Below are 11,966 nucleotides of genomic sequence, written 5' to 3'. Positions count from 1 at the left end.
TCTTGATCAGAGGCGGTCGACGACCCAGTCGATGCAGGTGGTGAGGGACTCGATGTCGGCGGCGTCGACGGAGGGGTACATCGCGACGCGGAGCTGGTTGGTGCCGACGCCGCGGTAGGCGTCGAGGTCGACGATGCCGTTCTCGGCGAGGATGCGGCGCAGCAGGTCCTTGTCGATGCCGGTGTCGAGCTCGACGGTGCCGACGACGAGGGAGCGGTGGGCGGGGTCCTCCACGAAGGGGCGCACGTACGCAGCCTTCTCGGCCCAGGCGTAGAGCGCGTCGGAGGAGGCGGTGGTGCGGGCGACCATCGCGTCCAGCCCGCCGGAGGAGTTCATCCAGTCGAGCTGCTCGGCCATCAGGAAGAGCGTCGCGACGGAGGGGGTGTTGACGGTCTGGGCGCTGCGCGACTGCTTGATCGCCTCGGTCAGCGAGAAGAACGACGGGATGTGCCGCCCGCTCGCCGCGATCTCCTCGGCGCGCGCGATCGCGGTGGGGGAGAGCAGCGCCAGCCAGAGGCCGCCGTCGGAGGCGAACGACTTCTGCGGCGCGAAGTAGTAGACGTCGCTCTGGGTCACGTCGAGCGGCAGCCCGGCCGCACCCGACGTCGCGTCGACGATGGTGAGCTGGTCGGCGCCGGCGCCGGCGGGACGCACGACCGGGGCCATCACGCCGGTCGAGGTCTCGTTGTGGGTCCAGGCATAGACGTCGACCGCGTCGTCGGCACCAGGCACGGCCAACCCGCCCGGGTCGGCCGAGATCGCGGACGGGTCGGCCAGCCACGGCGCCGCCTTCGCCGCGGAGAGGAACTTCTTGCCGAACGCCCCGAAGACGGCATGCTGGCTGCGCTCGTGCACCAGGGCATAGGTCGCCAGGTCGAAGAACGCCACCGAGCCGCCGTTGCCGATGACCACCTCGTAGCCCTCCGGCAGCGAGAAGAGGTCGGCGAGACCGGACTGCACGCGGCGTACGAGATCCTTCACCGGCTGCTGCCGGTGGGAGGTGCCCACCACTGACGCACCGGTCGCGGCGAGGGCCTCCAGGCGGCCGGCGGGCACCTTGGAGGGGCCGGATCCGAAGCGACCGTCGGCGGGGAGGAGATCGGCGGGGATCTGCAGCGTCATAAACCCATTCTCGCAAGAGCCGGGCATGGGTCAGAATGCCGACGTGCCTGTTGAGATTCGCCGGGTCGCCTACGACCACCCGGATGCCCAGAAGCTGGTCGACCGGGTCCAGGAGTTCTACGTCGAACGCTACGGCGAACCCGACGACGACCCGACGCAGCCGGCGATGTTCGAGCCGCCCGCCGGCGCCTACTTCCTCGCCTACCTCGACGACGTCCCGGTCGCCTCCGGCGCATGGCGCCGCTCCGAGGAGGCCGCCCTCGGGGTCACGGTCACCGCCGAGTTCAAGCGGATGTACGTCGTGCCGGAAGCCCAGCGCCGAGGGCTGGCCAAGCGCATGCTCACCCACGTCGAGGCCTCCGCGCGCGAGGCCGGCTTCGCGGTCATGGTCCTCACCACCGGATCCTTCCAGCACGAGGCGATCGCGCTCTACGGCGCAAACGGCTACGTCGAGGTCGAGCCGTTCGGCTTCTACAAGGACGACCCGCTCGTACGCTGCATGGCCAAGCGTCTCGACGGCTGACTGACCCTCCCGAAACGCCGGAACCGACCGGCATGATGCCGGTCGGTTCCTCAGGCGTGGGTGGTCACTTCGCCCAGTCGGCGTTCCAGCCGTCGATCGCGTCGGCGGGGCGCGCGGAGGGGCCGGTGTAGATCGCGGAGGGACGGATCAGGCGACCGGTCTTCTTCTGCTCCAGGATGTGGGCCGACCAGCCGGCGGTGCGGGCACAGGTGAACATCGAGGTGAACATGTTGGCCGGGATCTGGGCGAAGTCGAGCACGATCGCCGCCCAGAACTCGACGTTGGTCTCCAGCACACGGTCGGGCCGGCGGGCGCGAAGCTCCTCGAGGGCGGCCTTCTCCAGGGCCGCGGCGACCTCGTAGCGGGGAGCGTTGAGCTCGCGGGCGGTGCGGCGCAGCACCCGCGCGCGCGGGTCCTCGGCGCGGTAGACGCGGTGGCCGAAGCCCATCAGGCGCTCGCCGGAGTCGAGCAGGCCCTTCACGTAGGCAGAGGCGTCGCCCGACTTCTCGACGTCCTCGATCATGCCGAGCACGCGCGAGGGCGCACCGCCGTGCAGCGGGCCGCTCATCGCACCGATCGCGCCGGAGAAGGCCGCGGCCACGTCGGCGCCGGTGGAGGTGATCACCCGGGCGGTGAAGGTGGAGGCGTTCATGCCGTGCTCGGCCGCGGAGGACCAGTAGGCGTCGATCGCGTGCGCGTGGGCCGGGTCGGCCTCGCCGCGCCAGCGGATCAGGAAGCGCTCGGCGAGGGTCTTGCCGTTGTCGACGTCACGCTGCGGGATGACCGGCAGGTGGATGTCGCGGGCCGACTGGCCGGCGTAGGAGAGCACCATGACGGCCACCCGGGCGAGGTCCTCGCGGGCCTGCGCGTCGGAGATGTCATAGGTCTGCCCGAACCCGAACGCGGGCGCGAGCATCGGGATCGCGGCCTGCACGTCGACACGCACGTCACCGGTGTGCACCGGCAGGTTGTAGGCCTCCGCCGGCGGCAGGCCCGGGCCGTAAGAGCCATCGATCAGCAGGCCCCAGACGTTCTCGAACGGCACGCGGCCGACGATGTCTTCGATATCGACCCCGCGATAACGCAGCGCCGATCCTTCTTTGTCCGGCTCCGCGATCTGGGTCTCGAAAGCCACGACGCCCTCGAGACCGTGCTGTACCTGGCTCACTGCCTTCTCCAATTCTTCTAGTGTCGCTCCGCATTCTGCCCCACTCGCCCAGCAGATAGGCTCGACGGCATGGATCTGGCGGCCGAGCTGGCAGCAGCACGAGAGAACTACACCCGCAGCGGGCTCCACGAGGACGACCTCACCAGGGACCCGTTCGAGATGTTCGAGCGATGGTACGCAGAGGCACGCGACGCGGGCATCGTCGAGCCCAACGCGATGGTGGTCTCGACCGTCTCAGCGGCCGGCGCACCCTCGTCGCGACTGGTGCTGCTCAAGGGGTTCTCCGAGGACGGTTTCACCTTCTTCACCAACACCGCCTCCCGCAAGGGCGAGGAGCTGGCGGCCAACCCGCGCTGCGCGGTGCTCTTCCCGTGGCATCCGCTGGAGCGCCAGGTGCGCATCGACGGGGTCGCCCACGAGCTGCCGCGGGCCGCGGTCGAGGGCTACTTCGCCCAGCGCCCGCGCGGCTCCCAGATCGGTGCCCACGCCTCCCACCAGAGCAAGGTCGTCTACGGCCGTGAGGAGCTCGAGCAAGCCTACGAGAGCGTCGAGGCACGCTTCGGTGACGAGTCGGTGCCGGTGCCCGCGGAGTGGGGCGGCTATCGCATCGAACCCGACGCGGTGGAGTTCTGGCAGGGCCGGCCCGGCCGGATGCACGACCGGCTCGTCTACCGGCGCGAGAGCGAGAAGTGGCGTACGGAGAGGCTGGCCCCGTGACCGGCATGCAGCGCGTCACCGAGGCGCTCGGCGGTCGGATCGCCTATGGCGCCGACTACAACCCGGAGCAGTGGCCGGAGGAGGTCTGGGACGACGACGTACGCCTCATGCAGGAGGCCGGGGTCAACCTGGTCAGCGTGGGGATCTTCTCCTGGGCCCTGCTCGAGCCGGCGCCGGGGGAGTATGACTTCGACTGGCTCGACCGGGTGCTCGACAAGCTGCACGACGGCGGCATCGCCGTCGACCTGGCGACGGCGACCGCGAGCCCGCCGCCGTGGTTCTACCGGCAGCATCCCGAGGCCGCGATGGTCGATGCCCAGGGCGTACGCCGGTCGTTCGGCAGCCGGCAGGTCTACTGCACTGCCTCGCCGGTCTTCCGGGAGGCCTCGACCCGGCTGGCCGCCGAGATGGCCAAGCGCTACCACGACCATCCGGCGGTGGTGATGTGGCACGTCGGCAACGAGTACGGCAACCACAACGCCCACTGCATGTGCGACGTCAGCGCGGTCGCGTTCCGGGCGTGGCTGCGGAGCCGCTACGGCACCGTCGAGGCGCTCAACGAGGCCTGGATGACCACCTTCTGGAGCCAGCGATACACCGACTGGGACCAGATCGACCCGCCGCGCGAGGTCTCTAACAACTCCCACCCCAACCCCGGCCACCAGCTCGACTTCTGGCGCTACTCCTCCGACGCGCTCCTGGAGCTGTTCAAGGCCGACGCCGACGCGGTGCGAGCGATCTCCGACAAGCCGCTGACCACCAACTTCATGGGGTTCTGGAAACACTCCGACCCGCGCCCGTGGGTGGCCGAGGAAGACCTGGTCTCCAACGACCACTACCTCCTCGCCGAAGACGACGACCGCACCCAGCAGCTCGCGATGACCGCCGACCTGACCCGCTCGATGGCCCACGGCGATCCGTGGCTGCTGATGGAGCACTCCACCTCAGCGGTCAACTGGCAGCCGCGCAACATCGCCAAGACCGCCGGCGAGATGCGCCGCAACTCCTTCCAGCACATCGCCCGCGGGGCCGACGGCGCGATGTTCTTCCAGTGGCGCGCCTCGCTGGGCGGTTCGGAGAAGTTCCACTCCGCGATGGTGCCGCACGCGGGCACCGAGAGCCGGCTCTGGCGAGACGTCGTACGCCTCGGGGCCGACATCGCCTCGATCGCCGAGGTCGCCGGCACCAGGGTCGAGCAGGCCAAGGTCGCGATCGTCTTCGACTGGACCTCGTGGTGGGCGGCGACCTTCGACTCCCACCCGTCGGTCGACGTCGACCCGATGACCACCGCGCGGGCATGGCACAAGGCCTGCTGGGCGCGCAACCTCGGGGTCGACATCGTCGGTGTCGCCGACCCGCTCGACGGCTACGACGTGGTCGTCCTGCCCGCGCAGTACCTCCTCGACGACGCCACCGTCGCCCGGTTGACCGCCTTCGTCGAGGCCGGCGGCACCCTGGTCGCGACCTACTTCACCGGCATCGTCGACGAGCGCGACCACATCCGCCCGGGCGGCTACCCGGGTGCTCTGCGCGACCTCCTCGGCGTGCGCATCGAGGAGTTCTGCCCGCTTCCGGAGGGCGACGAGATCGCCCTGACCTCCTACGGCACCGGCACGATCTGGAGCGAGCGCGGCCGCGCGCTCGGGGCCGACGTCCTGGCGACGTACGTCACCGGCGACTGTGCCGGCGACCCGGCCGTGACGCGTCGCCGGGTCGGCGAGGGCACGGCCTGGTATGTCGGCACCGAGCTCGGTGCCGAGGCCCTCGACACGCTGGCCGCCCAGATCCTCACCACGACCAAGCCGGTCGTCGACGGGCTCCCCGAGGGCGTCGAGGCCATCCGCCGGGTCGGTGAGCAGGGGGCGTACGGGGCGTACGTCTTCGTCGTCAACCACACCCACGAGGCCGTCATCGTGCCGGTGCGGGGCACCGACCTGCTGACCGGGAACGAAGCCGGCCCGCACATGGTGCGGGCCGGCTCGGTCGCGGTCATCCGCGAGGCGTAGGTTCCCCGGTCGACCGGGGAAACCTGGACTTGTCGGGTGTTTCAGTGCCCGTCAAGTCCATGGATACCCGGTCAACCGGGTATCTATGGGGCTGATGTGACTAACGCCCGACCGCCGCCTTCGCGTTGACGATGCCGTCGCCGTAGAAGCCGTTCGGCGCCTCGCCACCCTCGCAGGTGTGGGTGGACGTCGAGGTCGAGCCGTCGGGCAGGTGACGGACGTAGGTGTAGTCCGCCGGCACCGGGCAGGCCTTCTTGGTGGCCGACTTCCGCAGGATCTTCTCGACCTTGTCGGCGGAGAGGGTCTTGCCGGAGAAGTCGTGCTTGCCGTACTTCCCGACGATCAGCGCGGCCACGCCGGCGGCGTGCGGTGAGGCCATCGAGGTGCCCTGCAGATACTGGTAGTAGGAGCACTCGCCGCTGGAGCAGTCGGAGACCGCCCACGGCACCAGCACCTCACCCGTCTCCGGGTCGATCGCACCCTCGGCGACCGCGAGGTCGCGCGGGTAGGCGGCGAGGATGTTCGCGGCGTAGTCGCGCGTGCCCTCGGCCGTGTCGTACGCATCGCCACCAGGTGCCGCGACGTCGACGAAGCCGTCACCGAAGCTGGAGTAGTAGGACTTGCGCTCGGAGGGGCCGGTCGCGCTGACCGCGATCACCCCGTCGGCCTCGGTGGGCATCGAGACGCAGGACTCGGGGTCGAGCAGATCGCGGACGTAGGGCTCCTCGCCGGGCTCGCTGGCGAAGTCGGGGCTGCTCGCGTCGGTCTGCGGCTTGGTGTAGTCGATCGCCTGGTTGCCCGCGGCGGCCACCAGGGTGACGCCGCGCCGGTGGGCGTAGTCGAGCGCACGCTGCATCGCGGTGATGATGGTGGTCTGCTCGGCCTGGTCGGCGGCGGAGTCTGCCGGGTGGCTGGTGCAGTTGAACAGCCACGGGTCGACGTAGTAGCTCATGTTGACCACGTCGATGCCGTTGTGGGCGGCGTAGGTCAGCGCATCGACGGAGGGCTGCAGGAAGAAGTAGCCGGAGTCCTGGCCGACGCGCAGGTTGACGATGTCGGCCTGCGGGGCGACACCGGAGATGCCGACACCGTTGACGGGCGAGGCGATGGTCGAGGCGACGTGGGTGCCGTGACCGTTCTCGTCGACGTCGGCCGCGTCCTCACAGGAGCCGTCGGCCTCTTCCTCGCAGGGGCCGTCGACGGCGGCGCCGTTGGCGTCGGTGGGGATGTCGGTGGTGAAGTTGCGGCTCAGCCGGGCGTCGAAGTTGGGCGCGATGTCGGGGTGCGACCCGTCGACACCGGTGTCCATGATGCCGACCCGCACGCCCTTGCCGCGCTCGGTCTTGTTGGCCGCGCCGGCGTCGATCTGCTTCATGTCCCACTGCAGACCGGAGAGCGGCTCGCCCTTGGGCTTCGGCTTCGGAGCCTTGGGGCCGTGGCCCTTGGCCCCGGTGCGGAACTCGGTCTCGACCTTCGACACGTCCTGCTTGCGCGCGTCACGCGCGGCGTCGGGGGTGGTCGCTGCCACCACGCGGTCCTGAGCGGCGCCGACCAGCGCCTTCGAGGCGTCGGCCTTCGCGGCGAACCCTTCGCCGGCGGTGACCGTCGCGACCCCGATGTCCTTGTTCTCCGAGACGATCTCGCCGCCGGCGTCGCGGACCGCGGCCCGCGCGCTGGCGGCCGAGGAACCCTCGGCGTATGCCACGATGTAGCGGATCTCCTCGTCGGCGGTGGCGCTTCCCGAGTTCGCCATGACGAGCGTGCCGGTGACCCCCAGCGCGACCGCGGTCGCGCCTGTCAACAACCTACGCATGCTGCCTCCATTCCGGATTCGGTGGCCGATCTTGTCGAGACCACCGCTGTCGGGGCCCGTGTCGGCCCGGCAGTGGGCCCAGCATGCCCTAATCGGCATCCGGCGGACAGGGTTTCCGGAGAGGGGGTGGCCGATAAATGAGTTGTGAGTGAGTGCTCACTCACATAGGATCTGGCGCTGTGGAAGAACGACGTACGCGGGCCAAGCCGATTCCCGCCGCAGACCGACGTGCCGCGATCGTCGCGGCCACCGAGGCGCTCCTGGTCGAGCACGGCTCGGCGACGACCACGAAGCTGATCGCCGAGGCCGCCGGGGTCGCCGAGGGCACGATCTTCCGGCACTTCCGCGACAAGCGGGAGATCTACTGTGCGGTGGCCGAGAACGTCTTCAACCCGTCATCGACAGCTCATGTCATGGCAGAGGTCGTCGAGGGCGAGCCCGACATCGAGGGCAAGCTCCGGGCCGTGATCGACCTGCTCGCCGAGACGACCCAGCGCAACCTCATCATCATGATGTCGGTGCGCTCGGCGCTGGCCGAGGCGGCAGGGCACGACGGCCTGCGCCCGCCCGGCGGTTCGCCGAACACGTTGATCGAGGCCAACAAGACCTTGATCGACGATCTCGCCCGGCTGGTCTTCGAGCCACACGCAGCCGAGCTGCGACTCACGCCCTGGAAGGCCGCGATGGTGCTGCGCAGCCTCACGATCGGGGCCTGGCTCCCCGGTCTGAACCGAACGAACCAGCCGCTGAAGAGCGAGGACGTCATCGACGTGCTGCTCGGCGGCATCTTGAACAGAGAGACTCCCTGAATGCTCCTCCGACTGTTGCGGGACTATCTGCTCCCCTACAAGAAGTTCCTGGTCGTCATCGCGGTCTTGCAGCTCTTCTCGACGACCGCGTTCATGCTGCTGCCGAGCCTCAACGCCGACATCATCGACAACGGCGTGGCCGAGGGCGACACCGGCTACATCCTCCAGATCGGCGCGATCATGCTCGGCGTCGCGCTCGTGCAGATCCTGTGCTCGATCGCCAGCGTCTACTTCGCCGCGCGCAGCTCGATGAGCTTCGGGCGTGACCTGCGGTCGGCGATCTTCGCGAAGGTCGGCTCGTTCAGCGCCCGCGAGGTCGGCCGTTTCGGCGCCCCGTCGCTGATCACCCGCACCACCAACGACGTGCAGCAGGTGCAGATGCTCGCCGTGCTCACCTGCACGCTCGCGGTGATGGTGCCGATGATGATGGTCGGCGGCGTCGTGATGGCGATCCGGGAGGACGCCGAGCTCTCCTGGCTGCTCGCGGTCGTGATCCCCGCGCTGCTCGTCTCGATGGCGGTCATCGTGCGCGGGATGGTGCCCAACTTCCGCAAGGTGCAGGAGCGCATCGACGCGGTCAACCGCATCCTGCGCGAGCAGATCACCGGCATCCGGGTGATCCGGGCGTTCGTCCGTGAGCGTCAGGAGACCGAGCGCTTCGCGAAGGCCAACGACGAGCTCACCGACGTCGCGCTGCGGGCCGGACGCTGGATGTCGACGATGTTCCCGGTGATGATGCTGGTCATCAACGTCGCCAGCGTCGCGGTGATCTGGTTCGGTGGCATCCGGGTCGACAACGGCGAGATGCAGGTCGGCCCGCTGACGGCCTTCCTGCAGTATCTGATGCAGATCCTGATGTCGATCATGATGGGCACGTTCATGCTCATGCAGGTGCCGCGTGCGGCCGTCTGCGCCGACCGGATCGCCGAGGTGCTCGACACCGAGACCAGCGTGACCCCGCCCGTGGCGGGAGTCACCGAGATCACGCGTCACGGTCACGTCGACATGCGGGGCGCCGGATTCACCTACCCCGGCGCGGACCACCCCGTGCTCCAGGACCTCACCTTCGAGGCCCGGCCGGGGCAGACCGTCGCGATCATCGGCTCCACCGGTGCCGGGAAGACGACCCTTCTGGGCCTCGTGCCGCGGCTCTTCGACGCGACGGCGGGTGTCGTGGAGGTCGGCGGGATCGACGTACGCGACCTCGACCCGGCCACGCTGCGCAGCACCCTCGGGCTGGTGCCGCAGAAGGCCTTCCTCTTCACCGGCACCGTCCGCTCCAACCTGCTCCACGGCAAGCCGGACGCGACCGACGAGGAGCTCTGGCACGCGCTCGAGGTGGCCCAGGCCAGCGACTTCGTCGCCAAGATGGCGCCCGAGGACGGCACCGGCCTCGACGCCGAGATCGACCAGGGCGGCACCAACGTCTCGGGCGGTCAGCGGCAGCGCCTGGCGATCGCCAGGGCCCTGGTGAGACGGCCCGACATCTATCTCTTCGACGACTCGTTCTCAGCGCTCGACGTCGCCACCGACGCCCGCCTCCGCGCCGCGCTCGCGCCGGAGACGCGCAACGCCACGGTGATCGTGGTCGCGCAGCGGGTCTCGACCATCCGAGACGCCGACAAGATCCTCGTGCTCGAGGACGGAGTCATCGTCGGCGAGGGCACCCACGAGCAGCTGCTCGCCGACAACGAGACCTATCAGGAGATCGTCTCCTCCCAGCTCAGCGCAGAGGAGGCCGCAGCATGAGCGACCAGAAGAGCGGCCAGGAGAACGGCCAGATGAAGAAGACCGAGCGGATCGTACGTCCCGGCGGGCCCGGGATGGGCGCCGGTGGCTCGGTCGGCGACAAGGCGATGAGCTTCGGTCCCTCGGCCAAGCGCCTGCTGCGCCGGATGGCGCCGTTCAAGGTGCACGCCGTGGTGACGATCGTCCTGGCCGCGGTCAGCGTGACGCTGATGTCGCTCGGCCCGTGGCTGCTCGGCAAGGCCACCAACATCATCTTCGGCGGCATCTTCTCCAAGGAGCTGCCCGCTGGAGTCACCCAGGAGGAGGCCGTCGAGGGTCTGCGTGCGAAGGGTGACGACAAGCTCGCCGACATGCTCTCGGGGATGGACTACGTCACCCCGGGGCAGGGCGTCGACTTCGACGCGCTGCGCAACGCGCTGGCGATCGTGCTCGTCGTCTACCTGGTCGCGTCGCTGCTCTCCTTCGTGCAGGGCTGGATCCTCAACTCGGTCGTACAAGGCACCGTGAAGGGCCTGCGTGAGGACGTCGAGAAGAAGGTGCACAGCGTGCCGCTGTCCTACTTCGACAAGCAGCCCCGCGGCGAGCTGCTCAGCCGGGTCACCAACGACATCGACAACATCAGCCAGACGCTGCAGCAGACGTTCAGCCAGGTGCTGACCGCGCTGTTCACGCTGGTCACGGTCTTGTTCATGATGTTCTGGATCAGCCCGGTGCTTGCTCTGATCGCGCTGCTCGCGGTGCCGGTCTCGGTGCTCGTCACGCGCACGGTGATGAAGCGGTCGCAGGGTCAGTTCGTGGCCCAGTGGCGTCACACCGGCAAGCTCAACGGTCACATCGAGGAGACCTTCTCCGGCCACGACCTGGTCAAGGTCTTCGGCCGCCAGGAGGAGGTCGAGAAGACGTTCGCCGAGGAGAACGACAAGCTCTTCGGCGCGGCCTTCAAGGCCCAGTTCATCAGCGGGATCCTGATGCCGCTGATGATGTTCGTCGGCAACCTCATGTTCGTGGTGGTCTGCGTGGTCGGCTCGCTCCGCGTCGCGAGCGGAGCGCTGAGCCTGGGCGAGCTGCAGGCGTTCGTCCAGTACTCGCGGCAGTTCACCCAGCCGATCACCACCCTCGCCTCGATGATGAACCTGCTCCAGTCGGGCGTCGCCTCGGCCGAGCGGGTCTTCGAGCTCCTCGACGCCGAGGAGGAGTCGCCCGACGCCGGCGCCCCGCGCACCGGGGGCGCCGGTGCCGGTGAGGTCCGCTTCGAGCACGTCTCGTTCTCCTACGACGAGCACAAGCCGCTCATCGAGGATCTCTCCCTGGTGGCCCGTCCGGGTCAGACCGTGGCGATCGTCGGTCCGACAGGTGCCGGCAAGACGACGCTGGTCAACCTGATCATGCGGTTCTACGAGCTCGACAGCGGCCGGATCACTCTCGACGGCGCCGACATCGCCTCGATCCCGCGCTCCGACCTGCGTGCCCGCACCGGCACGGTGCTCCAGGACACCTGGCTCTTCGAGGGCACGATCCGCGACAACATCCTCTACGGGCGGCCGTCAGCCACCGAGGAGGAGGTGCTGGAGGCAGCCACCGCGACGTACGTCGACCGGTTCGTGCACTCGCTGCCCGACGGCTACGACACCCTGATCACAGACGGCGGCGGCAACCTCTCCGCCGGCGAGCGGCAGCTGGTCACCATCGCGCGAGCCTTCCTCGCCGAGCCGTCGCTGCTGATCCTCGACGAAGCCACCTCGTCGGTCGACACCCGCACCGAGCTGCTGCTGCAGCACGCGATGGCCGCGCTTCGCTCGGACCGTACGTCGTTCGTGATCGCCCACCGGCTCTCCACGATCCGCGACGCCGACCTGATCCTGGTCATGCGTGACGGCGCGATCGTCGAGCAGGGCAACCACGCCGAGCTGCTCGAGGCGGAGGGCGCCTACGCCGAGCTCTACCGGTCGCAGTTCCGGCACGCGATCGTGGAGGAGGAGCCGGCGACCGCATGAGCTGATCGCTCCGTGAAATAAACCCTTTGAACCCGCCACCCCCAGACGCCTACCGTTGAGGCACA

9 protein-coding genes are annotated in these 11,966 nt (G+C 69.2%); 6 read left to right on the top strand and 3 right to left on the bottom strand.

Annotated features, from left to right (window positions below; genetic code table 11):
• Positions 1-6: 6 nt before the first annotated feature.
• Entirely contained in the window at positions 7-1,122 is a 1,116-nt protein-coding gene (serC, locus tag FB381_RS21880) for a phosphoserine transaminase (RefSeq protein ID WP_141782194.1), read from the bottom strand.
• A 43-nt stretch (positions 1,123-1,165) separates the two neighbouring features.
• Between serC and FB381_RS21875 the strand changes: the two genes are divergently transcribed.
• Positions 1,166-1,645, top strand: a complete 480-nt coding sequence (locus FB381_RS21875; RefSeq protein ID WP_211352510.1) for a GNAT family N-acetyltransferase — start codon at positions 1,166-1,168, stop codon at positions 1,643-1,645.
• Between the two features lie 64 nt (positions 1,646-1,709).
• On the opposite strand, the gene FB381_RS21870 is transcribed toward FB381_RS21875, so the two are convergent.
• Positions 1,710-2,813: a citrate synthase 2 gene (locus FB381_RS21870; protein ID WP_141782192.1), complete on the bottom strand. Its 1,104-nt coding sequence runs from the start codon at positions 2,811-2,813 to the stop codon at positions 1,710-1,712.
• A gap of 69 nt (positions 2,814-2,882) precedes the next feature.
• On the opposite strand from FB381_RS21870, the gene pdxH reads away from it, so the two are divergent.
• Both pdxH and FB381_RS21860 read left to right on the top strand, forming a co-directional pair.
• Positions 2,883-3,530, top strand: a complete 648-nt coding sequence (gene pdxH, locus FB381_RS21865) for a pyridoxamine 5'-phosphate oxidase (RefSeq protein WP_141782191.1) — start codon at positions 2,883-2,885, stop codon at positions 3,528-3,530.
• A 5-nt stretch (positions 3,531-3,535) separates the two neighbouring features.
• Positions 3,536-5,536 carry a beta-galactosidase gene (locus FB381_RS21860; RefSeq protein ID WP_141782928.1) on the top strand — a complete coding sequence of 667 codons (2,001 nt, stop codon included), beginning with the start codon at positions 3,536-3,538 and terminating at the stop codon, positions 5,534-5,536.
• A 100-nt stretch (positions 5,537-5,636) separates the two neighbouring features.
• Here FB381_RS21860 and FB381_RS21855 read toward each other — a convergent pair whose 3' ends face one another.
• Positions 5,637-7,349, bottom strand: coding sequence for a S8 family peptidase (locus FB381_RS21855; RefSeq protein ID WP_141782190.1), 1,713 nt, complete (start codon positions 7,347-7,349; stop codon positions 5,637-5,639).
• Between the two features lie 179 nt (positions 7,350-7,528).
• Between FB381_RS21855 and FB381_RS21850 the strand changes: the two genes are divergently transcribed.
• From FB381_RS21850 to FB381_RS21840, 3 genes are read left to right on the top strand one after another with little or no spacing between them, the layout of a single operon-like run.
• Positions 7,529-8,158 (top strand): TetR/AcrR family transcriptional regulator, encoded by a 630-nt coding sequence (locus FB381_RS21850; protein ID WP_170225269.1) that lies wholly within the window; start codon positions 7,529-7,531, stop codon positions 8,156-8,158.
• Positions 8,159-9,907 carry an ABC transporter ATP-binding protein gene (locus tag FB381_RS21845; RefSeq protein WP_141782188.1) on the top strand — a complete coding sequence of 583 codons (1,749 nt, stop codon included), beginning with the start codon at positions 8,159-8,161 and terminating at the stop codon, positions 9,905-9,907. It abuts the gene before it with no gap.
• A complete protein-coding gene (locus tag FB381_RS21840; RefSeq protein WP_141782187.1) occupies positions 9,904-11,901 on the top strand; it encodes an ABC transporter ATP-binding protein in 1,998 nt (665 codons plus the stop codon). Before FB381_RS21845 ends, FB381_RS21840 begins: the two co-directional genes overlap by 4 nt.
• Positions 11,902-11,966: the final 65 nt, after the last annotated feature.

This window comes from Nocardioides albertanoniae, assembly GCF_006716315.1.
Taxonomy (GTDB): Bacteria; Actinomycetota; Actinomycetes; order Propionibacteriales; family Nocardioidaceae; genus Nocardioides; species Nocardioides albertanoniae.
This window is presented reverse-complemented; position numbering and strand designations above follow the sequence as displayed.

Coding starts and splice junctions, on each gene's coding strand:
- serC (WP_141782194.1), bottom strand. CDS start 1,122: ATGACGCTGCAGATCCCCGCCGATCTCCTCCCCGCCGACGGTCGCTTC.
- pdxH (WP_141782191.1), top strand. CDS start 2,883: ATGGATCTGGCGGCCGAGCTGGCAGCAGCACGAGAGAACTACACCCGC.
- FB381_RS21860 (WP_141782928.1), top strand. CDS start 3,536: ATGCAGCGCGTCACCGAGGCGCTCGGCGGTCGGATCGCCTATGGCGCC.
- FB381_RS21855 (WP_141782190.1), bottom strand. CDS start 7,349: ATGCGTAGGTTGTTGACAGGCGCGACCGCGGTCGCGCTGGGGGTCACC.
- FB381_RS21845 (WP_141782188.1), top strand. CDS start 8,159: ATGCTCCTCCGACTGTTGCGGGACTATCTGCTCCCCTACAAGAAGTTC.
- FB381_RS21840 (WP_141782187.1), top strand. CDS start 9,904: ATGAGCGACCAGAAGAGCGGCCAGGAGAACGGCCAGATGAAGAAGACC.